The following is a 24254-nucleotide window of genomic DNA, read 5'->3' as shown; positions in this document are numbered from 1 at the left end:
ACGTCCGGTGTGCTCCGAAGGTTCCGCCCGAGAGCGATCGATCACGCGCCCGGCGCGAAACTCTCGCGGGCCGCGTCGAAGGCCGAACGCACCAGCGCCGAGCCGGAGTCCGGACCGGAGACCCAGAAGTCCCAGGTCCGGCCGTCCTCGACGAAGCGCATGTTGATCGATCGGCGCACGGTGCCCCGGTCGTTCCAGCGGAACTCCCAGAGTCCGGCGACCTGTCCGTGCACGGTGGTGCACTCGAGCCGGATCAGATGGTAGTCCGTTCCGTTTCCGATATAGGTGCCCGGTCCCAGGCCCTTGGACTCCTGTACGGCCAATTCGCCGCACGGATCACCCTTGGCGTCGGACGCGTCCGGGCGCACTCCGAGGCGGTACAGGTCGTCCGGCGAGCGGTAGTAGACCCGCTCGCCGACGGCGTCGCGGTCGGTCCATTCGGCCGGCACCAGGACGGTGAACGCGCCGCGCGAGGTGACCCGTCGGAAGCCGCCCGGCGGGTTCGTCGAAGCGAGGGTGTCCACCCGCGCGGGCGTCGTCGCGGGCCCGACGACGCCCGGGTCGGTCGGGGCGCTCGGGCGGGCGGCACCGGTCGGGGCGCCGGCGGTCGAGGTCGCCGGCGTGTCCGGTTGGGCGACGCCGGGGCCGGCCGAGACCACCGGGGCCGTACGGCGCGGCCCGCTCGCCGAGGCCGCGTCCGGGCGGTCCGCCCCGTTCCGCCCCACCAGCACGCCGATCGTGACTCCGGCGGCGGTCAGCAGCACCGCGACCACCGTGCCGAGCACGATGAACAGCCGGGCCGGCCGCCCGGTCGGTGCGGGCGTCGGCGGCCCGGCCGGCATCGGCGGCGGACCGACCGGCCGCGGCGGCGCCGGCGGGACGACGCCCGGGAGCCGGACCGAAGGCGAGGCCGAAGCCGGGATGGAAGGCGGGATGGAAGGCGGAACCGGGGGCGGGACCGGTACGGGCATCGACTCGCGCACTTCGGTGACCTCGACGTCAGGGCGCGCCGGCGACCCGCCGCTCCCGCCCACCCGGGCCAACAGCGGCGCCGCGGCCTCGGCCGTCATCCGTGCGGCCGGATCCCGGGTGAGCAGTCCGAGCACGGCCTCGGCGAGCGGCCCGGCGCACCCGGGCGGCGGGCAGGTCCCGGCCGCGACCGCCTGCAACGTGGCCAGCGGGTTGTCCCGGCGGAACGGCGAGTACCCCTCGACCATCTCGTAGAGCGTCACGCCCAGCGACCACAGGTCGGCGGGCGGCCCGGACGGCTGCCCACTCGCGCGCTCGGGCGCCATGTACTCGGGGGTGCCCGCCGTCGCACCGGTCTCGGTGACCGAGGGCGCGTCCGCGTGGGTGGCGATGCCGAAGTCGGTCAGCACCACGCCGTCGTCCTCGTCCACCATGACGTTGGCGGGTTTCACGTCGCGGTGCTCGATGCCCACCCCGTGCACGGCGGCCAGACCCGCGAGCATCCGCGCGCCGATCCGCGCGGCCCGGTCCGGCTCCATGGCGCCCTCGGCGATCAGCGCGGTCAGCGGCCGGCCGGGCAGCAGTTGCATGACGATCCACGGGCGGCCGTCCTCGACCACGACGTCGAACACGGTGACCACGTTCGCGTGCCGGACCCGGCCCGCCGCGCGCACCTCGCGCCGCATCCGCGCCGAGCGCCGCTCGACCTCGTCTGCTTCCAGGTGCTCGGGCAGCCGCAACTCCTTGATCGCCACGTCCCGCCCGATGGTCGGGTCGTGCGCCCGCCAGACCACCCCCATGCCGCCCTGACCGAGCACCTCGACCAGCCGATACCGCCCCGCGAGCACGCGCCCACTCATTCCGACCCCTCGACACGATCGTCTCCGCGTCGACCCGGGTCAGCCCGCGATCGACAGGTGTCCACGCGCGTGCTCGTAGTACGCGCCGGCGGTCCCCCACAAATCGTCGCGTCCGCGTACGGTCAGCCAGTAGCGCACGCCGGACGCGGTGCGGACCACCAGGTCCTTGCCGTGGTAGGGGATCAGGTCCTGGCCGCGCCACACGTACTCCCACTCCGCGGCCTCGTGCCCGCGGTAGTCGGTGGCCCGCAGGAGCAGCCGTTCATAGTCCTCGCCGTCCAGTCGCTCCCGGCCGCCGATGCTGCCGTGCTCACGGTGCGCGACCGATTCCTCCGGGGCCATCACGATGCCCCGATCCACCGTCACGGTCACCGAGATCAGCCGGTCCGGATCGGTCACCGTCAATCCGCTGGGGCTGTCCGTGCAGGTCCAGCCCTCCGGAACGGGCAGCGCGAAGCCCAGATCGGTCCGCCGTCGGCGGCGCAGTCGCGGTATCACCTTGTTGTCCACGAACGGGCCGACCACCAGGCAGCCGCCGATCAGGGCACCCACGATGATCGGGTCGGGATTGATCCGCGCGGCCTCCAAGGCTCCACCGGCGATCACCCCGAGCAACATCGCGATCGGCACCGATCGGGAGATCCGCCGGTGCGGCAACACCAGCCACACGCTCAGCGCGAGCGCGAGCAGCACGATCGTGTACATCCCGGTCCAGTTGCCGAACGCGGCCAACCAGCGCGCGCCGGCCGCGGTGGCGATGCCGACCGAGGTCAGGATGGTCGTCCAGTGCCGGAACCACCAGCGCGGCCAGCGCCGGTAGCGAGCCCGGAAGACGCCGCCCTCGCGGGGCAGCCGCACGTTGGGCGAGGTCTCGTCCAGGCTGCCCCGGCCGGGCCGGTAGGCGGTGGCGCCGATCTTGCCCGGCGGCCGAGGCGTGCGCGGCCCGGACGGCGCCTGGGGATGGCCGGACACCCGCACGCCGTGCCGACGGACCGCGCCGGGCCGGGTCCGGTCCGGGACGAAGCGCTCGGCGATCTGGCCGCCGGCCGGGTTGGGACCGCTCTCGACGACCGCCAGGAGCAGTTCGCGCACGTGCGCCGGCGAGCCGCGCCGGCTCGGGTCCTTGACCATCAGCGCCTTGAGCACCGGGGTCAGCGGGCCGGCCAGGAAGATCTCCGGGAAGCGGCCCGCGGCGACCGCGGCCAGCGTGGCCGCGTGCGTGTTGCGGCGAAACGCCGGGCGGCCCTCGACCGCCTCGAACAAGGTCGCGCCCAGCGACCACAGGTCGGCCTCCGGTCCGGGCGGCTCGCCCGCGATCTGCTCGGGCGCCAGGTATTCGGGCGATCCCACCATCGCGCCGGCCTGGGTGAGCGTGGCGCTGTCCTCGACCGAGGCGACCCCGAAGTCGGTGAGCACGACCCGGCCGTTGCGGGCGAGCAGCACGTTGCCGGGCTTGACGTCCCGGTGCAGCACGCCGGCCTCGTGCGCGGCCTCCAGCGCCGCGAGCAGCCGCAGCCCCAGCTCGGCGACCTGCTCGGACGGGATCGGCCCCTCCTTGTCCAGCTCCTGCGCCAGGGACAGGCCGCGGACCAGCTCCATCACGATCCACGGCCGCCCGTCCTCCTCGGCCACGTCGAAGATGGTCACCACGTTGGGATGGTCGATCCGCGCCGCCGCGCGCGCCTCGCGCAACATCCGCGCGCTCAGCGTGCCGCGCTCGTCGTCGTCCTCGTAGCGAGGCAGCCGCATCTCCTTGACCGCCACGTCGCGGTCGAGCATGGCGTCCACGGCCCGCCAGACCGTGCCCATGCCGCCCCGGCCCAGTTGATCACCCAGGCGGTATCGCCCCGCGACCAAACGCTCGGGTGCCTCCGGGTCGGTCAAGTCTCTCGCTCCCCATGCAGCCGCGGTCCCGCCGCGCGATCGGGTGGTTGCCCTTTCCATACTCCAGTCCGGCGGCGCGCGGGGTCCACCGGTTCCGGGACGAACATCGCCGAAAGACACCTGGCCGGCGTATCGATGGAACGCGACGACGCCCCGGAAGGTGCCCCAACCGCGACGCGATCAACCGTGCCGAGCGGGCCGGTCGCGGGGCGCTCCCGCGCCGCGGGCACGGTCGGGAGCCGCCTCACCCGGGCACGATGTCCTCGGCGCCCAGCCGCACCGCGTCCGCGGTGTGATCGTCCATCTGCTCCTGCGAGGACCGCTCCGCCTCGATCCGCTTGAGGTAGTACTCCACCTCCCGCCGCGACTGCTCCTCCTCCCACCCCAGCACCCGCGCCATCAAGGCCGCGCAGGCCCGCGCCGCCCGCGCGCCGCGGTCGAACATCTCGATCGAGACCCGGGTCCGCCGATCCAGCACGTCGCCCAGGTGCAACGCGCCCTCGTGGGTGCACGCGTACACCACCTCGGCGGCGAGATAGTCGTCCGCGCCGTCCAGCGGATAGGCCAACTCCGGATCGTCCGCGATCAGCGCGAGCACCTCCTCGATCATCGACCCGTACCGGTTCAACAGGTGCTCCACCCGGGCCACGTGCAGCCCGGTCCGCGTCGCGATCGAGGCCCGCGCGTTCCACAGCGCCGGATACCCCTCCGCGCCGGCCAGCGGCACCGTCTCGGTGCAACTCGGCGGGACCTTGCGGTCCAGTCCGTGCACCGCCGCGTCCACCGCGTCCGCGGCCATCACCCGATACGTCGTGTACTTGCCGCCCGCGACCACCACCAGACCGGGCACCGGGTGCGCGACGGTGTGCTCGCGCGAGAGTTGCGACGTGGCGTCCGACTCGCCGGCCAACAGCGGCCGCAGTCCGGCGTACACGCCCTCGACGTCCTCCCGGGTGAGCGGCACCGCCAGGACCCGGTTGACGTGCTCCAACAGGTACTCGATGTCCGCCCGGCTGGCCGCGGGGTGCACCTTGTCCAGGTCCCACCGGGTGTCCGTGGTGCCGACGATCCAGTGCCGCCCCCACGGGATCACGAACAGCACGCTCTTCTCGGTACGCAGGATCAGGCCGGTGGAGGAGTGGATCCGGTCCCTGGGCACCACCAGGTGGATGCCCTTGGACGCGCGCACGTGGAACTGCCCGCGCTCGCCGACCAGGGCCTGCGTCTCGTCCGTCCACACCCCGGTGGCGTTGACCACCTGCCCGGCCCGGATGTCGTACGTCCCACCGGTCTCCATGTCGCGCACGTGCACGCCCACCACCCGCTCGCCCTCGCGCAGGAACCCGGTCACCGTCGCGCGCGAGGCCACGTGCGCGCCGTAGCCGGCGGCGGTGCGCACCAGCGTCATCGTGTACCGCGCGTCGTCCATCTGCGCGTCGTAGTACTGCACCGCGCCCACCAGCGAGTCCTTGCGCAACGCCGGTGCCAGGCGCAGCGCCTGCCGCCGCGTCAATTGCCGGTGCCGGGGCAGCCCGCGAGCACGCCCGGTGGAGGCCGCCATGGTGTCGTAGAGCGTCACCCCGGCCGTGACGTACGGCCGTTCCCAGCCTCGATGGCGCAGCGGGTACAGGAAGGACACCGGCTTGACCAGGTGCGGCGCGAGGGTGTGCAGCAGCAGTCCGCGCTCGCGCAACGCCTCGCGCACCAGCGCGAAATCGAGCATCTCCAGGTAGCGCAGGCCGCCGTGGATCAGCTTGCTGGACCGGCTGGAGGTGCCCGACGCCCAGTCGCGCGCCTCGACCAGTCCCACCGAGAGGCCGCGGGTGACCGCGTCCAGGGCGGTGCCCGCGCCGACCACGCCGCCGCCCACCACGACCACGTCCAACTCGCGCTCGGTCATCCGCCGCAACGCCTGCGCGCGCGCCCGAGGTCCCATCGCCGCGGTCCGCATCAGCCACCTCCGAAACCGATCATCACCTACCGGACCACACCGATCGGGCGACTCGCCCCACCCCCGCCTACCCAATGCCCGTCGGCCGGACCACGCGCCCTGTCATTCCGGGTGGGTTCCGGCACCGGCGCCGTGGCCGGAAGGCGCGCGCCGGTTCCCCGTACTCGGCTCCGGGGGCGGCGTGGACGCGGGACGCATGGTCGGCGACGGTCGGTTCGAGCCGATCGAACGCCTCGGCGCGGGCGGCGTGGGCACGGTGCGGCGGGCCCGGGACGTCACCCTGGGCCGCGAGGTCGCGCTCACGGAGGTACGGGCACCCGAGGGGCTGCCGGCCGGACGAGGTGGACCGGTCGCGGCGCTGCTCGTGGTCGTCCTGATCGCGGCGGGCGTACTCACCGCACTCGCGCTCACCGGCGACGACGGCACCCCGCGGGCACACACCTCCCCCGGCGCCGACCGCGCCGACCGCGCCGACCGCGACCGCGAACGGCCCCGAACACCAAGGGTGTTCGGGGCCGTTCGGCAACTTCGGTCCGGGCACCGACTTCCCGGGCGGCGACCGCGCCGGTGTGCGGACCTCGTCGGTGTGCGGACTTCGGTCAGTGTGCGGGCGAGACGGTGACCTCGACCTGCTGGAACTTCTTGAGCTCCGAGTAGCCGGTGGTGGCCATCGCCCGGCGCAGCGCGCCGAACAGGTTCATCGAACCGTCGGATACGTGCGAGGGACCGAGCAGGATCTCCTCCAGCGTGCCCACCGCGCCCAGGTTCATCCGCCGACCGCGCGGCAGTTCCGGGTGGTGCGCCTCGGAGCCCCAGTGGTGCCCGGCGCCGGGGGCGTCGCCGGCCCGGGCCAGCGCCGAACCGATCATCACCGCGTCCGCGCCGCACGCGACCGCCTTGGCGATGTCGCCGCTGCGTCCCACGCTGCCGTCGGCGACCACGTGCACGTACCGGCCACCGGACTCGTCGAGGTAGTCGCGGCGTGCCTCGGCCACGTCCGCCACCGCGGTGGCCATCGGCACCGCGACACCGAGCACGCCGCGGGTGGTGTGCGCCGCGCCGCCGCCGAAGCCGACCAGGACCCCGGCCGCGCCGGCCCGCATCAGGTGCAGGGCGCCCTGGTAGGTCGCGCAACCGCCGACGATCACCGGCACGTCGAGGTCGTAGATGAACTGCTTGAGGTTCAGCGGCTCGGCGCGCCCGGAGACGTGCTCGGCCGAGACCGTGGTGCCGCGGATCACGAACACGTCCACGCCCGCGTCGATCACGGCCTTGTGGTACTGCGCGGTGCGCTGCGGCGACAGCGCCGCGGCGGTGACCACGCCCGAGTCGCGGATCTGCTTGATCCGCGCGCCGATCAGCTCCTCCTTGATCGGCTCGGCGTAGATCTCCTGCATCCGCCGGGTGGCCGCGTCCTCGTCCAGCGCGCCGATCTCCTCGATCAGCGGCGTCGGGTCCTCGTAGCGGGTCCACAGCCCTTCGAGGTTGAGCACGCCCAGGCCGCCCATGCGACCGACCTCGATCGCGGTCTGCGGCGACACGACGCTGTCCATCGGCGCCGTCAGGAAGGGCAGCTCGAACCGGTACGCGTCGATCTGCCACGCGATCGAGACCTCTTCGGGGTCCCGGGTCCGCCGGCTGGGGACGATGGCGACGTCGTCGAAGTGATAGGCACGCCGGCCACGCTTGCCCCGGCCGATTTCGACCTCAGTCACGTTGCGCCTCTCCTGCTGGAATCGGTGGATGGGAAAACCCGTATCCCAGGGTACGGGGCGGGCAAACCGGCGAGAGGCCCCGCCCGCGGTACGGACGAAGCCCCTCGGGGTGTGGCGCGATCTAGCGCGAGTGGTAGTTCGGCGCTTCCTGGGTCATGTGGATGTCGTGCGGGTGCGACTCCTTGAGCCCGGCCGAGGTGATCCGCACGAAGCGGCCCTTGTCCTGGAGCTCGGTGACGGTCGCGGCGCCCGCGTAGCCCATCGACGCGCGCAGGCCGCCGATCAACTGGTGCGCGACGGCGGAGAGCGGGCCCCGGTAGGGCACCTGGCCCTCGATGCCCTCGGGGACCAGCTTGTCCTCGGAGAGCACGTCGTCCTGGAAGTAGCGGTCCTTGGAGAAGGACTTGGCCTGGCCGCGCGACTGCATCGCGCCGAGCGAGCCCATGCCCCGGTAGGACTTGAACTGCTTGCCGTTGATGAAGATCAGGTCGCCGGGGCTCTCCTCGCAGCCCGCGAGCAGGCTGCCGAGCATCACCGTGTCGGCGCCGGCCGCGATCGCCTTGGCGATGTCGCCGGAGTACTGCAGGCCGCCGTCGCCGATCACCGGCACGCCCGCCGCGCGGGCGGCCTGGGCCGCCTCGTAGATCGCGGTGACCTGCGGCGCGCCCACGCCCGCGATCACCCGGGTGGTGCAGATCGAGCCCGGGCCGACGCCGACCTTGACGCCGTCCACGCCGGCGTCGATCAGCGCCTGCGCGCCGTCGCGGGTGGCGATGTTGCCGCCGATCACCTCGACCTTGGTGTTCGCCTTGACCTTGGCGATCATCTCCAGGACGTTGCGCGAGTGGCCGTGCGCGCTGTCCACCACGATGAAGTCGACGCCGGCCTCGACCAGCGCCTGGGCCCGGCGGTAGCTGTCGTCGCCGGTGCCGATCGCGGCGCCGACCACCAGTCGGCCGTCCGCGTCCTTGGTCGCGTTCGGGTACTGCTCGCTCTTGACGAAGTCCTTGACCGTGATCAGACCGCGCAACTTGCCCGCGTCGTCGATCAGCGGCAGCTTCTCCACCTTGTGCCGGCGCAGCAGTTCCATCGCCTGGTCGCCGGTGGTGCCGACCTTGCCGGTGACCAGCGGCATCGGGGTCATGATGTCGCGCACCCGGCGCGAGTGGTCGACCTCGAAGCGCAGGTCGCGGTTGGTCACGATGCCCAGCAGCCGACCGTTGTCGTCGGTGACCGGGACGCCGCTGATCCGGAACCGCGCGCACAGCGCGTCGACTTCCTGGAGCGTGGCGTCCGCGCCGATGGTGATCGGGTCGAGCACCATGCCGGCCTCGGAGCGCTTGACCGTGTCCGCCTGCGCGGCCTGGTCCTCGATCGAGAGGTTGCGGTGCAGCACGCCGACGCCGCCCTGACGGGCCATGGCGATCGCCATCCGGGCCTCGGTCACGGTGTCCATCGCGGAGGACAACAGCGGGATCCGGACGCGAATGTTGCGGGTGACCCGGGCGGAGGTGTCCACCTCGCTCGGCACGACGTCGGACGCGCCCGGCAGCAGCAGGACATCGTCGTACGTCAGCCCGAGCATCGCGAACTTCTCGGGTACGCCGTCGGCCGTGAGACTCATGACACCTTCCGAAGGTATTCCGATGGACCGCTCCGCCGGCCCGCTCCCCGAACAGGGCGGGTCCCCGGGTACGGCGGAAACGCGCTCTCGGCAAGCGGATGGGTGGATTGAGGGTTCATGCTACTGGCCCCACGCGGTGCTTCGAGCCCGCTTGCCGATGGTGAGCACAACCGCCCACCGGGTCCGCGCCATTCCCGACCCGCCTCAGCAGCGGTCGGGCACCGCCCGGCGACGGTTCGCCGCGGTGCCGTCCACCTCGGCGAGCAGCGCGTCGAACAGCCGGGCGATCCGGTCCTGGGCGGGCGTGGGACGGCGCCGCCGCAACTGCTCGACGAGTTCGTCGTCCTGCCGCAGCAGGCCCAGGTCGGCGGTGCCGGATCGGCCGCCGAACCGCACACCGCCGCCGCTCACGCGGTCTTCTCCTCGCCCGCCAACGCCCTCAGGCGAGTCAGCGCACGGTGTTGCGCGACCCGCACCGCGCCGGGCGACATGCCCATCGCCCGCCCGGTCTCCTCGGCGGAGAGCCCGACGGCGACCCGCAGCACGAGCAACTCGCGCAGGTTGTCGGGAAGGCGGCCGAGCAGGGCCCGGGCGTGCGCGGCGTCACTGCGCCGCACCACCTGGTCCTCGGGACCGGGATGGTCGTCCACCGCCTCCGGCAGATCGCACGTGGGCACCGCGCCGCGCATCGCGGCACGCTGCACGTCGACCACCTTGTGTGCCGCGATGCCGAACACGAACGCCTCGAACGGGCGGCCCTCGTCGCGATAGCGCGGCAGTGCGGACAACACCGCCAGGCAGACCTCCTGCGCGGCGTCGTCCGCCGCGTGCTCGGCGCCGGAGACCCGGCCGAGCCGGGCCCGGCAGTAGCGCAACACCAGAGGTCGCACGTACGCGAGCAGTTCGTCGGTCGCCTGCACGTCCCCCTGGACCGCGCGAACCACGACGGCACGCATGCCGTCGTCGGCCTGCGCGTGTGCTTCGTACGGCTCGTCCGGCATTCGCTCGGGGGTCCCACCCATGCCATTCAGTATGCAGGGATCGGCGACCGAATCGCGGCCATGCCGACCCGGGGGACTCATCCGGCCCCCCGGGCAACGGCAATCACCGCACGGACCCTCGCCCGTCGGGGGCCGTCGGCACACGCCTCATCGCACAAGTCCCCACCGACCGTGCCCACCCGGGAGGCGACCCCCGGGCCCCTCACGGTCGGGGGAGTCCTCGCGTGTGTGCGTCATCGCACGAGTCCCCACCGGAATCCGAGCGCGACCGCGTGGGCCCGGTCGGACGCGCCCAGCTTCTTGAACAGCCGGCGCGCGTGGGTCTTGACGGTGTCCTCCGACAGGAACAGTTCGCGCCCGATCTCGGCGTTGCTGCGCCCGTGACTCATCCCTTCGAGCACCTGGATCTCACGTGCCGTCAGGGTCGGCGCCACGCCCATGTCGGGCGAACGCAGACGCCGGGGCGCGAGCCGCCAGGTCGGGTCGGCGAGCGCCTGGGAGACGGTCGCGCGCAACTCCGCGCGCGACGCGTCCTTGTGCAGATATCCCCGAGCCCCGGCGGCGACCGCGAGGGCCACGCCGTCCAGGTCCTCGGCCATCGTCAGCATGATCACCCGTGCGCCGGGGTCGCCGGCCAGGAGGCGGCGCACCGCCTCGACGCCGCCGAGCCCGGGCATCCGCACGTCCATGAGGACGAGATCGGACCGCTCCGCGCCCCAGCGCCGCAGTACCTCCTCGCCACTCGTGGCCGTCGTCACCCTCTCGACGCCGGGGACCGTGGCCACCGCCCGCCGCAGGGTCTCCCGAACCAGCGGGGAATCGTCGCAGACCAGGACGGTCGTCATCGCCGGCCTCCGCAGTGGATCCGCGTCACGTTGAGCCTCCACGCCTGTACGTACCGTTTCCTTTGCGGCGGTCCCGGAGAACGGTGACTCGGGGTTCGACCCCGACCGCCTCCATCGCCAACCGCTTCACCCACCCCAACGAGCATCACTCGAAAGGGTTACGGGGGGAGTTCCGCTCCGCCGTTACGACAACGAGGCGACCGAGCCCGAGGACACGCACGGGTGATCGTTCGCGCACTCACCGTCACCTTCCACCGCTTCCCCTCCTCGAATCCCACCGAAGCGCACCCACCGGTGTCCGTGAGCCACCAGAGTGAGTAATTTTTTCTGCTTTCAGTGCATAAGTGGGAATTAGGATTGGAACTGATCAATTCGTGACACAGTCGCACCTACTTCTGATCGCTTGATCACGACTGTTCTGCACGGTCTGCACCCGAGGTGGCAACCCTGCTCACCGACAACTCGTACGCGATAAGCAAGAGGGACGAGTCATGGCTGATTTCTCGCGACTCCCCGGCCCCAACGCCGATCTGTGGGACTGGCAGCTCTCGGCAGCCTGTCGCGGAGTCGACAGCGCACTGTTCTTCCATCCCGAAGGCGAGCGAGGCGCCGCCAGGGTCGCCCGAGAGGCTTCGGCCAAGGAAGTCTGCATGCGGTGCCCGGTCCGTCGCCAGTGCGCCACGCACGCCCTGAAGGTGCGCGAGCCGTATGGCGTATGGGGCGGGCTCACCGAGGACGAACGGGTCGAACTCGACAGCGACCGCCGACACGGGGTCGCCGCGGAACGCGCGGCAGCCGCGGCCGGCGGCGCGCACGTGACGCACTGAGACACACACCAAGCTCGGCGGCCCGCCCCCGGAACCGGGGGCGGGCCGCCGAGCTTGGGCACGGCACGTGTCACCACGAGTCGCGGCACGTGACGCACGCGACGCCGCGCGTGTCACCACACCGACGCCGAGGCGCCGCGATCGCCTACTGGAAGGCGGACATGTCCATCTCCCACACCTTCGGCCAGTCCTTGCCCCGGAACGCCGCGTCGGTACCGCCGTCGCAGAAGACCACCGAACCGACGAAGAAGCTCGACTCGCCGCCGAGCAGGAACGCCACCAGCGCGGCGATCTCCTCGGGCCGGCCGCCGCGGCCGGCCGGGATCGTGTTCAGGAACATCTCCATGCCCTCGGCGGTCAGCGGGTCCTTGCGACCCTCGGCCGTCATCGGCGTCTCGATCAGACCCGGCGCGATCGCGTTCAGCCGGATGCCGTCGGCGATGTACTCGGCGCACTTGATGCGCGCGTACCACGCGAGCGCGGCCTTGGTCGCGGGATAGGCCTGGAGCGCGGCGAACTCGCCGAACGCCTCGGTCGCCGCCGTCGCGCCCGCCTCGTCGCCCGCCAGACACAACTCGGCCACCTCCACCGGCCAGTTCGGCTGGGCGGTCGTCGAGTTCGAGCTGATCAGCACGACGGACGCGTTCGTGCCGGCCGCGAGCAGCGGACGCAGCCCCTCCAGGAGCGCGATCGCGCCGAAGTAGTTCACCGACACGAGCAGACCGCCCGGGCGCCCGGTGGCCGCCGCCAGACCCGCGAAGGGCACGAAGCCGTCGAGTGCCCCGCCGGACAGCCCGGTGACCGCGGCGATCGCCTCGGCGCGCCCCTCGGCGGTGCTCAGGTCCACCTCGACGTCGGCGTCGTGCAGGTCGACGCCGATCACCCGGTGGCCGTCCGCCTCCAGTCGGGCCTTGGTCGCGGCGCCCAGACCCGAGGCCGCTCCGGTGATCGCGTAGGTACCCATGTCTCTCCTTCGATGGTGCCCGACCGACGGCGCTCGACGGCAGTCGCCCGACCGACTCCTGACGGTCCGTCAGTTAACGGCTCCCGGCACTCTCGCAGATCGGGCCGGCACCGGAAAGGCCGACGGGCCCGACCGCTGCGAAGCGGTCGGGCCCGTCGGGGTGTCGCGGGGTGTCGCAGGTGTCGCGGGTGGAACTAGTGCGAGTGGCCGTGGCCGCCGTGGTTGTGCGCGGCGGGCTCTTCCTCGGCCGGCTTCTCGACGACCAGGGTCTCGGTCGTGAGCAGCAGCGACGCGATCGACGCGGCGTTCTGCAGCGCGGAACGGGTCACCTTGACCGGGTCGATGACGCCCGAGTCGACCAGGTTGCCGTACTCGCCGGTCGCGGCGTTGAAGCCGTGCCCGATGCCGAGCTCCTGCACCTTGTTGACGATGACGTAGCCCTCGAGGCCCGCGTTCTCGGCGATCCAGCGCAGCGGCTCGACCGCGGCGCGGCGCACGACCGCGACGCCGGTCGCGATGTCGCCGGTCTGGCCGAGGTTGTCGGCGAGCACGGAGACGGCGTGCACCAGGGCGGTGCCGCCGCCGGCGACGATGCCCTCCTCGATGGCCGCGCGGGTCGCGGAGACCGCGTCCTCGAGGCGGTGCTTCTTCTCCTTGAGCTCGACCTCGGTGGCCGCGCCCACACGGATCACGCACACGCCGCCGGCCAGCTTCGCGAGGCGCTCCTGGAGCTTCTCGCGGTCCCAGTCGGAGTCGGTGTCGTCGATCTCGCGCTTGATCTGCTTGACCCGGTCCGCGATCGCGGCGGCGTCGCCGGCGCCGTCGACCAGGGTGGTCGCGTCCTTGGTGATGGTGATGCGACGGGCGCTGCCCAGCACCTCCAGGCCGACCTGGTCGAGCTTGAGGCCGACCTCGGGGGCGATGACCTGACCGCCGGTCAGGATCGCCATGTCCTCCAGCATCGCCTTGCGGCGGTCGCCGAAGCCCGGGGCCTTGACCGCGACGGCGTTGAACGTGCCGCGGATCTTGTTCACGACCAGGGTCGACAGCGCCTCGCCGTCGACGTCCTCGGCGACGATCAGCAGCGGCTTGGACGCGCCGGCCTGGATGATCTTCTCGAGCAGCGGCAGCAGTTCGGCGATGGCCGAGATCTTGCCCTGGTGGATCAGGATGTACGGGTCGTCGAGGACGGCCTCCATACGCTCCTGGTCGGTGACCATGTACGGCGACAGGTAGCCCTTGTCGAACTGGAGGCCCTCGGCGAACTCCAGCTCCAGACCCATGGTCTGGGACTCCTCGACGGTGATCACACCGTCCTTGCCGACCTTGTCCATGGCCTCGGCGATCAGCTCGCCGATCTGCTGGTCCTGCGCCGAGAGCGCGGCGACGGCGGCGATGTCTTCCTTGCCGTCGATCGCGCGGGCGGTCTTGAGCAGCTGCTCGGACACCGCGGCGACGGCGAGGTCGATGCCCTTCTTCAGGTCCATCGGGGCCGCGCCGGCGGCCACGTTGCGCAGACCCTCGCGTACCAGCGCCTGGGCGAGCACCGTCGCGGTGGTGGTGCCGTCACCCGCGATGTCGTTGGTCTTGGTCGCGACTTCCTTGGCCAGCTGCGCGCCGAGGTTCTCGTACGGGTCCTCGAGCTCCACCTCACGGGCGATGGTCACGCCGTCGTTGGTGATGGTCGGGGCACCGAACTTCTTGTCGATCACGACGTTGCGGCCCTTGGGGCCGAGCGTGACCTTGACGGTGTCGGCCAGCGCGTTGACGCCGCGCTCCAGCGACCGCCGGGCCTTCTCGTCGAACTGGAGGATCTTCGCCATGAGGGTCTTCGTCCTTAAAGGTTGCTAGTCGACGTCGTACAACCGACTCCGCCCCGGGTCCACCGGCCGCGAGGGCAGGGCGATCCGGGGCGGGGTCGTCGAACCGTCACCGGTTCCGGCGCGTCAGCGCGATGTCACTTCTCGATGATCGCGAGCACGTCGCGAGCCGAGAGAACGAGGTATTCCTCGCCGTTGTACTTCACCTCGGTGCCGCCGTACTTGCTGTACAGCACGGTGTCACCGACGCTCACGTCGAGCGGCAGACGCTGACCGTCCTCGAAACGACCCGGGCCCACGGCCAGGACGACGCCCTCCTGGGGCTTCTCCTTGGCGGTGTCCGGGATCACGAGACCCGACGCGGTGGTCTGCTCGGCCTCAAGCGTCTGAACCACGATGCGGTCCTCGAGCGGCTTGATGGCAACCTTGGTGTTGGCGGTCGTCACGATGCGACCTCCCCCTTCGGAGATCTCACGGAAAAATGTCTGTCGGCGATGGGACAGATCCGTCGTCGCGGGTGCCGGACCTGCTCGTATCGCACTGGCACACTCATGGGGAGAGTGCCAGCACAGACACTAGGTGGCGGTTAGCACTCCGTCAACCAGAGTGCCAGATTCAGCGCGTCGGACCGCATTGTTCATACCGGTGGCCTTCCCGACGGGGGCCGGCGGCGCTCGGCGAGAATGGGCGCGTGCACACCGAAGCTTTCACCGCGCTGCTGACCGACGAGGGCCATTCGTTGTTGGACCTGCTCGCCGACCACGAGATCGGCGAAGAGCTGTCGTTGGCCACCCGGCTGCGTCGGGAGCACACGCCGGAGCTGGTGGCCGCCGCGCTCACCCAGTCCCGGCTGCGGCAGCGCGGGCGGGCCAAGTTCGGTGCGGACGCGGCGCGGATGTACTTCACACCCCATGGGCTGGAACAGTCCACCCGCACCTCGGTGGCCGAGCACCGGGCCGCCCGGCTGGTCGCGGCCGGCGGGATCGACCGGGTCGTGGACCTGTGTTGCGGCATCGGCGGCGACGCGCTCGCGCTGGCCCGCGCCGGGATCGCCGTACACGCGGTCGACCTGGACCCGCTGACCTGCGCGGTCGCCCGGGCCAACGCCGACGCGCTGGGCCTGGCGCACCTGCTCACCGTCGAGTGCGCGGACGTGACCGAGGTGGAGTTGGGCGGGTACGACGCGGCGCTGATCGACCCGGCCCGGCGCACCGCCCGGGGCCGCACCTTCGACCCCCGGGCATACTCGCCGCCGTTCTCGTTCCTGACCACGCTCGCCGCCCGGGTGCCGTGCGGCGCGGCCAAGGTCGCGCCCGGCATCCCGCACGAGATCGTGCCCGAGGGCATGGAGGCCGAGTGGGTCTCCGATCGCGGCGACGTCAAGGAGGCGGTGTTGTGGTGGGGTCGGCTAGCGCGTGGCGGCCTGCGCGCCACCGTGCTGCCCGCCGGCGCCGCGCTGGCCTCGGGCCCGGCCCGCAGGGCACCGGTGGGCCCGGTCCGCCGCTACCTCTACGAGCCGGACGGCGCGGTGATCCGGGCGCACCTGGTGGCCGAGGTGGGCGAGTTGGTGGACGGCAACCTGGTGGACGAGACGATCGCCTACCTCGCCTCGGACAAGCTGGTCGCCACCGCGTTCGCGAGCGTGTACGAGATCACCGACGTGTTGCCGTTCAACCTGAAGCGGCTCAAGGCCCTGCTGCGCGAGCGCGGCGTCGGCAACCTCACGGTCAAGAAGCGCGGCTCGGCGGTCGAACCCGAGGAGGTCCGCCGCCGGGTCGGGCCGACCGGCCCGAACGCGGCCACGGTGTTGCTGACCCGGGTGGCGGGCGCGCCCACGATGCTGATCGGGCAGCCGGTGTCCCCGGGGCAGCCGACCGATCGGCGGGCCTCGGCGGGGTAGTCGAGCGACCGGGAGGGCCTCAGCCGATGTAGTCCTCCAGGCGCGCGACCGTGTAGCCCTGGGCCTGGATCTTGCGCAGCATGTTGCCGAACATCTCGGTCATCGTGGTGCCCTTGAGCTCACCGGGCCCGCGGAAGTGGGCCAGGATGATGTCGCCCGGGTGCAGCTTCTTCTCGCCCACGTACTGCATGTCGTTGATCTGCATCGACTCCTGCCACTTGACGATCGCGTCGATCCCGCCGCAACCACCGGCCACCGTCTGCGTGGTCGCGTTCCAGTTGCCGTACGGCGGGCGGAACAGCGTCGGGCGCTTGCCGTAGATCTCGGCGAGTCGGTCCTGCTGACCGCAGATCTGGTGCTTCTGCGCCTCCGCGCCCAGCGTCTTGAGGTCCGGGTGGGACAGCGTGTGGTTCTGCACCGTGGCGCCGAGCGCCTGGAGCTTGCGGAAGTACTCCGGGTCCTGCCGCACGTAGGTGTCGTTGAGGAACATCGACACCGGGATCCGCAGGTCCCGCATCATGTCGAGGAACCCGGGATCCTTCTCCGCCCCGTCGTCGATCGTGATGAACACGATCTTCTCCTCGGTGGGGATCTTGTCCACCACCGGCGGCTTGGGCCCGCCGGCCTTGATCGGCTTGACCGCGGGCGGGGCGGGCGGCGGGGTGAACGGCTTCAGGTTCCACTTCGCGGCGAGCGCGGCGGCGTCGGCGCCCGGGGTGTCCGGCTTCGCGGCGGGTGTGGGCCTGGTCGGGTCGGTGGACGCGCCGCCGGTGGGCCGGCCGGTGCCCTTGACCGCGGCGGTGTCGTCGGAGCCGCCGCAGCCGGTCAGCGCGACGAGCAGCGCGCCGGCCAGGCCGATCAGGGCCGAGGTGCGGGCCGCGCCCCGCCGCTTTTGTACCGTTCGATGCGCCACTGTCGCCGGGCCCTTTCGTTCGTGTGCTCCGATCGCGCCCACGCTACGCGTCGCGGCGGCCTGTCACGGTCCGGACAAGGGCTGTTCAAGGGACTGTCGAAGGACTGTTGAGCAGCCGATGAGCTGGGCACACTCCCGGCAAGGCCAATGGCACGTGCGGCGGCACGCAGCCATCAGCCAAGGCACTCGACCCGCGTCCGGCTTGCGAATGGCCTCCTCGTCGGACGCGGGTCGAGTGTTGCGCGGACCCGGACCCGACGCGGGCCCGGACGCCGACACGGACCGGAACTCCGACGCGGACCCGGACGCCCACTCGCGCGTGTCGGCCCGAACGCGGCGCCCGGTCAGGGGCCGACGCTGAGCCGTTCGAAGCTCCACGCGTGCGGCGGGCGGGCGGCCAGCGCGGCCGGGGGGTCCGGCAGCGACACCGGCTCGCCGGTCCACAGCGCGATCACCACGACCCGGTCGCCGTCCCGCTCGTCGGAGGAGGCGAACACCTCGACCCTTTCCAGGCCGGGCGCGTCGACGAGGACCGGCAGCGCCGCGGCGTGCACCCACGCGGCCAGCGCCGCTCCCCCACCGGCCTCGGCCCTGGCCTCCCACATCGCCGCGATCGCCATCTCGCCTCTCCCGTCTCCACCGTTCCCGAACCGTCGTACTCCGGCGTGAGCGCCCGCGACTACGACAGTGCCTGCGTCACCGTGACCGGCATCGAGGAGTCGGCCGGGATGGACAGCGTGGACGGGGCCCGGTCCCGGGCGACCATCTCGGCGCCCAGCGCGGCGACCATCGCGCCGTTGTCGGTGCACAGGCCCGGCCGCGGCACCCGCAGCACGATCCCGGCCGCGTCGCAGCGCTCCTGCGCCAGGGCGCGCAACCGCGAGTTGGCCGAGACGCCGCCGCCCATCATCAGGTGCTCGACGCCGTTCTCCTTGCAGGCGCGGATCGCCTTGCGGGTCAGCACGTCCACCACCGCCTCCTGGAAGGAGGCCGCGACGTCGGCCACCGGCACCGTCTCGCCGGCCCGCTGCCGGGCCTCGACCCAGCGCGCGACCGAGGTCTTGAGGCCGGAGAAGGAGAAGTCGAAGGGCGCGTCGCGCGGTCCGGTCAGCCCGCGTGGGAAGGCGATCGCCGTGCGGTCGCCCTCGCGCGCCCGCCGGTCGATCACCGGTCCGCCCGGGAAGCCGAGCCCGAGCACCCGCGCGACCTTGTCGAACGCCTCGCCCGCCGCGTCGTCGATGGTCGACCCGAGCGGCCGCACGTCGGCGGTGATGTCGGGGACCAGGAGCAGCGAGGAGTGTCCGCCGGAGACCAGCAGGGCCATGCACGGCTCGGGCAGCCTGCCGTGCTCCAACTGGTCCACGCACACGTGCGAGGCCAGGTGGTTGACGCCGTACAGCGGCTTGTCCAGCGCGATCGCGTAGCCCTTCGCCGCCGCGACGCCGACCAGCAGCGCCCCCGCCAGGCCGGGGCCGGAGGTGACCGCGATCGCGTCGATGTCGCGCATGGTGACACCCGCGTCGGCGAGCGCGCGGCGCACCGTGGGCACCATCGCCTCCAGGTGCGCGCGGCTGGCCACCTCGGGCACCACCCCGCCGAACCGGGCGTGTTCGTCGACGCTGGAGGCAACCGCGTCGGCGAGCAGCGTGGTGCCGCGCACGATGCCGATGCCCGTCTCGTCGCACGAGGTCTCGATGCCCAGGACGAGTGGTTCGTCAGCCACCGGTGGCCGTTCCTTCCCGACGTTCCTTGAGATCGCGGCGCATCACGAGCGCGTCCACGTTGGCGGGCTGGTAATAGCCCCGCCGCACGCCGATCCCCTTGAATCCGAAGCGCTCGTAGAGCGCCTGTGCGCGGGCGTTGTCCACGCGCACCTCCAGCAGTACGTCCCGACAGCCGCGTTCGAGCGCCAGATCGAGCAGCTCGGTCAACAACACCGAGCCCAGGCCCGTCCCCCAGCGATCGCGGCGCACCCCGATCGTCTGCACGTCGCCCTCGTCGCCGATCACCGCGAGCCCGGCGTACCCGGCGAGCGCCCCGGTCTCGTCCTCGGCCACCACGTAACAGCGCAACTCGGGCTCGGACAACTCGGACCAGAACATCCCGGCCGACCACGCGTCCTCGGCGAACAGTTCGTGTTCGAGTCGCATGACGGCCTCGATGTCCCACCACCGCATGCGCCGCAGCCGAGGGCCGGATTCCATGCCGGGAGTGTATCGACTGCCCAACCACCCCTTGAGCCCGATCGATCGGGCCGGCCCGGGGGCGGTGCGACCGTCAGGGGTTGCCCGGGTGGCGCCGGCGTCGCGGACCGCGGATCGGTGACCGTCAGGCCCGGGGCGGCGGTCCGTCGGGTGTCACGGCCTTGTAGCCCGCGGGAACCTGCGCGTCGGGGCGGCGCAGGTACAACGGCTCGGGGGTCGACAGGGCCTCCCCGGCCGCCAGTCGCCGTACGGCGAACGCCGCGAGCGCCGCCGCGTCCGGGTGCTCCGGCGAACGCGCGTCGGTGAACGTCCCCGCGTACAACGCGGCGCCCGCGCCCACCGCCGGCAGCTTGGTGACGTCCTCGGCCAGGTCGCCGGCGCGATCCACCGCCGGGCCCCGCACGCGCGCGCCCGCATCGTCGTACCGCGCCCAGTAGACCTCCTTGCGGCGCGCGTCGGTCGCCGCCACGAACGGCCCGGTGACGGTGCCGTCCCGGCGGGCCGCGTACGCGAGCGCGTCGAGGGTGCACACGCCGTACACGGGGATGCCGAGCGCGTCGCCCATCGCGAGCGCGGTCACGATGCCCACGCGTAGGCCGGTGTACGGCCCGGGCCCGACGCCGACCGCGATGGCGGTGACGTCGGCGCGGGTTCGGCCCGCCGCGCGCAACACGTCGGCGATGCCGGGCGCGAGCAGTTCGCCCTGCCGACGGGCGTCGACCCGGGTGGAACCGGCGAGGACGGCGGAATCGTCGTGGAGGGCGACCGTGACGGCCGGGGTGGCGGTGTCGAAGGCGAGCAGCAGCACGGCACCAGGCTACCGACCGCGCGCCGCGCTCTCGCCCGCCGCGCCCGCGGGACGCGTGGGTGCCCGGGGTGCGGACGGGCGCCGCGGGCCGCCGGGAAGGAAAAGTGCACCCGGCTCCAACGCGCGGACGGTGCCTGCCGGCACCATGGAGGCCACCACACGGCGGAAGAGGGACCCAAGGCAATGGCGAAGCGGCTCAACCCGGGCGTGGCCGTCGCGGGCATCACCATCGCCGCACTGGTCGGCGTCGGCTTCCTCGCGGCGCAGGCCGCGAACTCGGCACCGGACAACCGGGGGATAGCGCGCACGAACACGCCGACCCCCACCGCCCCGTCCGGGGCGCCCGTGCCCCCGGTCTACGTACCGCCGCCCGTGCCCGCGGGCTCCGGCACCGGCAAGCGGGTCGTCTACTCGATCAAGGACAGCCACGTCTGGCTGGTCGACGAGGCCGAGCGCACGCTGCGCGAGTACGCCGTCGCGAACGCGCCGGTCAAGCCGCAACCGGGCTCGTACCAGGTGACCCTGAAGAAGGAGGAGGCGCAGACCGGCAGCGACAACCTCCGGATCACCTACTCGGTGCGCTTCGGCGCGGTGCAGGGCATCCCGCTCGGCTTCGCCGCGACGGACACCCCGCTGGACAAGATCGACACCGGCGCCAAGCCCGGCCCCTCCCCCAGCGGCACCGCACGTCCGAAGGCCTCCACACCGGCGGGCAGGAGCGCGGGTATCCGCTCCAAGCCGGACGACGGCGCGGCCCTGTGGGCCTTCGCCCCGGTCGGCACACCCGTGATCGTGGTGCCCTGACCGCACAGCGGTCCGATTCACCACGCCACGCCCACCATTGCCCCATTCAGCGGCTATCCCCATGCTTTGCCCACATATCATCAGGATGATGATCCCTCCGGTCACACCAGCCCCATCGGGCACGCGCGGCTGACCGACAGGGCCCGTCAGGGCAATGGCACCGAGGAAATGGTGGCGGCGTGGCGCACGACTCCTCCGGTCCGAGCGGTCCCGGCGACGTCCAGGGGCCGACTCCCCGGCGCAGGTTGTTCGACTACCCCCGGAGCAATCGGCGGGGACTCCGGCGTTGGTTGCCCTCGTTCAAGCACCTGCTCACCTTCGTCCTGCTGGTCCTGTCCGGCCTGTTCGCCGCCGTGGGCCTGGTCTACGCGGTCACCCCGGTCCCGCACACCGTCAACGCCCAGGCCCGGCAGCAGAGCAACGTCTGGTACTGGAGCGACGGCAGCGAGATCACCCGCACCGGCACCACCAACCGGCAGACCGTGCCACTGGCCGCGATCCCGATCGACGTGCAGCACGCGGTGCTCGCCGCCGAGGACCGCTCCTTCTTCTCCAACGCCGGCGTATCGATCACCGGCACCGTGCGTGCCCTGCTGCGCAACGCCGCGGGTGGCTCGGACGGTCTCCAGGGCGGTTCGACGATCACCCAGCAGTACGTCAAGAACGTCTACCTGACCCAGGAGCAGACGCTGGGCCGCAAGTTCAAGGAGGCGATCATCTCGGTCAAACTCGACCGCACCGTCTCCAAGGACGAGATCCTCACCGGCTACCTCAACAGCGTGTACTTCGGCCGCGGCGCGTACGGGATCCAGGCCGCCGCGCAGGCGTACTACGGCATCGACGTCGGGCAACTCACCGTCGAGCAGGGCGCCTACCTGGCGGTGCTGCTGAACGCGCCCAGCGCCAACGACGTCCGCAACACCACCGAGGCGGGCCGGCGGCGGGTGCTCGCACGCTGGGACTACGTCCTGGACGGCATGGTCAAGGAGAAGTGGCTCACCCCCGAGCAGCGCGCCGGCATGGTCTTCCCGGAGCCGATCGACCCGCGTCCGGCGGCCAACCTGGCCGGGGTCAACGGCTATCTGGTGGAGATGGCCAAGCGCTACCTGCTCGACCACGACGTGGTCGACGAGGACCGGCTCGACGCCGGCGGCTACGCGATCACCACGACATTCGACAAGCGCATGACCGAGGTGCTCCAGCAGACCGTGCAGGACCAGCTCGCCCAGTCGCTGGACCCGGCCGAGCGCTCCGCGGACGTCGGCGTACGCGTCGCCGCGGCGTCGGTGGAGCCGGGCAGCGGCCGGATCGTCGCGATCTACGGCGGCCCGAACTACGTCCGGCAGTTCGTCAACGACGCCACCCGCCGCGACGTGCAGGTCGGCTCCACGTTCAAGCCGTTCGTGCTGGCCGCCGGACTGCGCGACGGCGTGCAGGACCGCGACGGCAGGCGGGACCGGATCAGCCCGCGCACGGTCTACAACGGCAACGACAACGTGGTGATCCGCTACCCGAACGGCAAGCCCGTCCTCCAGGACGGCGTGCCCTGGCAACCGGGCAACGAGGACGGCGTCGACTACGGGCAGATCACCCTGGCCCGGGCGATGGACAAGTCGGTGAACACCGTCTACACCCAACTGGGCATGGACGTCGGCCCCGACCGGGTGGTGCGGGCCGCGGTGGACGCGGGACTGCCCGCGAGCACGCCGGGGCTGCAACCGATCCCGTCCGTGTCGCTGGGCACCTCCACCCCCAGCGCGCTGGACATGGCCTCGGCGTACGCCACGTTCGCGGCCGAGGGCAAACAGCGCGCGCCCTACCCGGTGGACCGGTTGACCCGCTCCGGCGACACCGTGGACCTGCCCGATCACGACACCGAGAACCCCTACGACGACCAGGAGGCGAACGCGGTCACCCAGGTGCTGCGCGGCGTCGTGGACAGCGGCACCGGATTTCGCGCACAGGCGCTGAACCGCCCGGCGGCGGGCAAGACCGGCACCACCGACGACAACCGCTCGGCCTGGTTCGTCGGGTACACCCCGGACCTGTCCACCTCGATGGGCATGTTCCGCGAGGACGCCGCGACGCACGCGTTCCTGTCCCTGTCCGGGGTCGCCGGGCTGGAACGGGTGGACGGCGGCAACCTGCCGACCCGGATGTGGACGACCTACATGCGTGCCGCACTCGCCGGGCAGAAGGCGACCGACTTCCCGGAGGAGACCGCCGGCGGCCTCGGTGGGCCGGACACCAGCCTGGTGCCGCCGAACACCGGTACCGCCACGCCCAGCGCGCCGGCCACGCCGACCACCGGACCGCCGACCGGCGACACCGGCACCACCGCTCCGCCGACCACGCCCCCGGCGACCGGCACCCGCCCGCCGGCCACGTCCGCCCCGCCGGGCGGTTCGGGCGGCGGCGGCGCGACCAGCCGCCCGCCCTCGAACGTGCCCGAGTCCCCGGACGCGCCCGAGTCCCCGGCGGCGGCCGTCACCTGATCCCGGCCCAGGGCCTTGGTCCCGGTCCGGGTCGGCCGATCCCGGTCCGGTTCAGCCCGCCAACGCGTCGAGGTCGACGCTCGCCCAGCGGGCGCCGACCCCGGTCACCCGGATCGCGCGCACCTCGTCGCCGGCGAAGTCGGTCGCGCTCTCCGCGAGCGCGTCCGGCCCGAGCGCGTCGCGCGCGATGGCGATGTCCAGGCGGTCCTCGGTCAGTTCCTCGACCATGCCCTCGCCCCACTCCACGACGGTCACCGACTCGTCGAGCGAGGCGTCCAGGTCCAGGCCGTCGATCTCGGCGGTGACGTCCGCCGAACCGCCGAGCCGATAGGCGTCGACGTGCACCAGGGCCGGGCCGCCGACCTCGGAGGGGTGCACCCGGGCGATCACGAACGTCGGCGAGGTCACCGCGCCGCGCACTCCCAGGCCGACCCCGATGCCCTGGGTCAGCGTGGTCTTGCCCGCGCCCAGGCCGCCGGACAGCACGATCAGGTCGCCGGCCCGCAGCAACTTGGCCAGGCGGGCGCCGAGCGCGCGCGTGTCCGCGCCGCCGGCGACCGTCACCGTCACACTTCGCACCACTTCAGCACTCCCACCACGCCGAACTCGCGAACCCGAACCGCTTCGGGCCCGCCCTCCCCGAGCCGTCCCGGCTTCCCGGGATCATCGC

At 72.3% G+C, this 24254-nt stretch carries 22 protein-coding genes; 5 read left to right on the top strand and 17 right to left on the bottom strand.

Annotation, left to right across the window (positions count from 1 at the left end; genetic code table 11):
- Positions 1–41 precede the first annotated feature (41 nt).
- The 3 genes from OG948_RS22490 to OG948_RS22480 form a co-directional block, all read right to left on the bottom strand.
- The gene (locus tag OG948_RS22490) at positions 42–1829 is read right to left on the bottom strand and encodes a serine/threonine-protein kinase (RefSeq protein WP_406298218.1); all 1788 of its coding nucleotides are present in this window, start codon (positions 1827–1829) and stop codon (positions 42–44) included.
- Positions 1830–1868: 39 nt separating this feature from the next.
- Complete coding sequence (locus tag OG948_RS22485) at positions 1869–3713, bottom strand: serine/threonine-protein kinase (protein ID WP_406298217.1); 1845 nt, start codon at positions 3711–3713, stop codon at positions 1869–1871.
- 244 nt (positions 3714–3957) lie between these two features.
- Positions 3958–5664 (bottom strand): glycerol-3-phosphate dehydrogenase/oxidase, encoded by a 1707-nt coding sequence (locus OG948_RS22480; RefSeq protein ID WP_406298216.1) that lies wholly within the window; start codon positions 5662–5664, stop codon positions 3958–3960.
- A 181-nt stretch (positions 5665–5845) separates the two neighbouring features.
- Here OG948_RS22480 and OG948_RS22475 point away from each other — a divergent pair, with 181 nt between their 5' ends.
- Positions 5846–6286: a hypothetical protein gene (locus tag OG948_RS22475; protein WP_406298215.1), complete on the top strand. Its 441-nt coding sequence runs from the start codon at positions 5846–5848 to the stop codon at positions 6284–6286.
- Here the strand turns inward: OG948_RS22475 and OG948_RS22470 are convergent.
- The 5 genes from OG948_RS22470 to OG948_RS22450 all read right to left on the bottom strand — a co-directional run bounded on the left by OG948_RS22470 (position 6264) and on the right by OG948_RS22450 (position 10849).
- Entirely contained in the window at positions 6264–7379 is a 1116-nt protein-coding gene (locus OG948_RS22470) for a GuaB3 family IMP dehydrogenase-related protein (RefSeq protein WP_406298214.1), read from the bottom strand. The genes OG948_RS22475 and OG948_RS22470 overlap by 23 nt on opposite strands.
- 121 nt (positions 7380–7500) lie before the next feature.
- Complete coding sequence (guaB, locus tag OG948_RS22465; RefSeq protein ID WP_395871626.1) at positions 7501–9003, bottom strand: IMP dehydrogenase; 1503 nt, start codon at positions 9001–9003, stop codon at positions 7501–7503.
- Between the two features lie 204 nt (positions 9004–9207).
- Complete coding sequence (locus OG948_RS22460) at positions 9208–9414, bottom strand: hypothetical protein (protein ID WP_395871627.1); 207 nt, start codon at positions 9412–9414, stop codon at positions 9208–9210.
- The gene (gene shbA, locus OG948_RS22455; RefSeq protein ID WP_205354273.1) at positions 9411–10004 is read right to left on the bottom strand and encodes an RNA polymerase sigma factor ShbA; all 594 of its coding nucleotides are present in this window, start codon (positions 10002–10004) and stop codon (positions 9411–9413) included. The genes OG948_RS22460 and shbA overlap by 4 nt, the downstream gene beginning before the upstream one ends.
- Before the next feature lie 233 nt (positions 10005–10237).
- Positions 10238–10849, bottom strand: a complete 612-nt coding sequence (locus OG948_RS22450; protein ID WP_020549179.1) for a response regulator transcription factor — start codon at positions 10847–10849, stop codon at positions 10238–10240.
- Positions 10850–11340: 491 nt separating this feature from the next.
- On the opposite strand from OG948_RS22450, the gene OG948_RS22445 reads away from it, so the two are divergent.
- Complete coding sequence (locus OG948_RS22445) at positions 11341–11676, top strand: WhiB family transcriptional regulator (protein ID WP_406298213.1); 336 nt, start codon at positions 11341–11343, stop codon at positions 11674–11676.
- A 145-nt stretch (positions 11677–11821) separates the two neighbouring features.
- Here the strand turns inward: OG948_RS22445 and OG948_RS22440 are convergent, their stop codons facing one another.
- The 3 genes from OG948_RS22440 to groES form a co-directional block, all read right to left on the bottom strand.
- A complete protein-coding gene (locus OG948_RS22440) occupies positions 11822–12640 on the bottom strand; it encodes an SDR family oxidoreductase (RefSeq protein ID WP_406298212.1) in 819 nt (272 codons plus the stop codon).
- Between the two features lie 194 nt (positions 12641–12834).
- Positions 12835–14463, bottom strand: a complete 1629-nt coding sequence (groL, locus tag OG948_RS22435; RefSeq protein WP_395871633.1) for a chaperonin GroEL — start codon at positions 14461–14463, stop codon at positions 12835–12837.
- Between the two features lie 134 nt (positions 14464–14597).
- The gene (gene groES / locus OG948_RS22430; RefSeq protein WP_161359282.1) at positions 14598–14906 is read right to left on the bottom strand and encodes a co-chaperone GroES; all 309 of its coding nucleotides are present in this window, start codon (positions 14904–14906) and stop codon (positions 14598–14600) included.
- Between the two features lie 245 nt (positions 14907–15151).
- Between groES and OG948_RS22425 the strand changes: the two genes are divergently transcribed.
- Positions 15152–16360: a THUMP-like domain-containing protein gene (locus OG948_RS22425; protein WP_406298211.1), complete on the top strand. Its 1209-nt coding sequence runs from the start codon at positions 15152–15154 to the stop codon at positions 16358–16360.
- 19 nt (positions 16361–16379) lie between these two features.
- On the opposite strand, the gene OG948_RS22420 is transcribed toward OG948_RS22425, so the two are convergent.
- From OG948_RS22420 to tsaB, 5 genes are all read right to left on the bottom strand, one after another.
- Positions 16380–17273, bottom strand: a complete 894-nt coding sequence (locus tag OG948_RS22420; protein WP_406298210.1) for a polysaccharide deacetylase family protein — start codon at positions 17271–17273, stop codon at positions 16380–16382.
- Positions 17274–17617: 344 nt separating this feature from the next.
- The gene (locus tag OG948_RS22415) at positions 17618–17893 is read right to left on the bottom strand and encodes a hypothetical protein (RefSeq protein WP_406298209.1); all 276 of its coding nucleotides are present in this window, start codon (positions 17891–17893) and stop codon (positions 17618–17620) included.
- Positions 17894–17952: 59 nt separating this feature from the next.
- Entirely contained in the window at positions 17953–18996 is a 1044-nt protein-coding gene (gene tsaD, locus OG948_RS22410) for a tRNA (adenosine(37)-N6)-threonylcarbamoyltransferase complex transferase subunit TsaD (RefSeq protein ID WP_406298208.1), read from the bottom strand.
- Positions 18989–19477 carry a ribosomal protein S18-alanine N-acetyltransferase gene (gene rimI, locus OG948_RS22405; RefSeq protein ID WP_406298207.1) on the bottom strand — a complete coding sequence of 163 codons (489 nt, stop codon included), beginning with the start codon at positions 19475–19477 and terminating at the stop codon, positions 18989–18991. The genes tsaD and rimI overlap by 8 nt, the downstream gene beginning before the upstream one ends.
- Before the next feature lie 124 nt (positions 19478–19601).
- The gene (gene tsaB / locus OG948_RS22400) at positions 19602–20285 is read right to left on the bottom strand and encodes a tRNA (adenosine(37)-N6)-threonylcarbamoyltransferase complex dimerization subunit type 1 TsaB (protein ID WP_406298206.1); all 684 of its coding nucleotides are present in this window, start codon (positions 20283–20285) and stop codon (positions 19602–19604) included.
- Between the two features lie 183 nt (positions 20286–20468).
- On the opposite strand from tsaB, the gene OG948_RS22395 reads away from it, so the two are divergent.
- Together OG948_RS22395 and OG948_RS22390 are read left to right on the top strand one after the other, a co-directional pair.
- Positions 20469–21089 (top strand): L,D-transpeptidase, encoded by a 621-nt coding sequence (locus OG948_RS22395; RefSeq protein ID WP_406298205.1) that lies wholly within the window; start codon positions 20469–20471, stop codon positions 21087–21089.
- Positions 21090–21268: 179 nt separating this feature from the next.
- A complete protein-coding gene (locus tag OG948_RS22390) occupies positions 21269–23584 on the top strand; it encodes a transglycosylase domain-containing protein (protein ID WP_406298204.1) in 2316 nt (771 codons plus the stop codon).
- A 51-nt stretch (positions 23585–23635) separates the two neighbouring features.
- On the opposite strand, the gene tsaE is transcribed toward OG948_RS22390, so the two are convergent.
- Complete coding sequence (gene tsaE / locus OG948_RS22385) at positions 23636–24166, bottom strand: tRNA (adenosine(37)-N6)-threonylcarbamoyltransferase complex ATPase subunit type 1 TsaE (protein WP_406298203.1); 531 nt, start codon at positions 24164–24166, stop codon at positions 23636–23638.
- Positions 24167–24254 lie beyond the last annotated feature (88 nt).

Origin of the sequence: Embleya sp. NBC_00888, from assembly GCF_045207655.1 — a bacterium.
In the GTDB taxonomy this organism is placed as follows: Bacteria; Actinomycetota; Actinomycetes; order Streptomycetales; family Streptomycetaceae; genus Embleya.
This window is presented reverse-complemented; position numbering and strand designations above follow the sequence as displayed.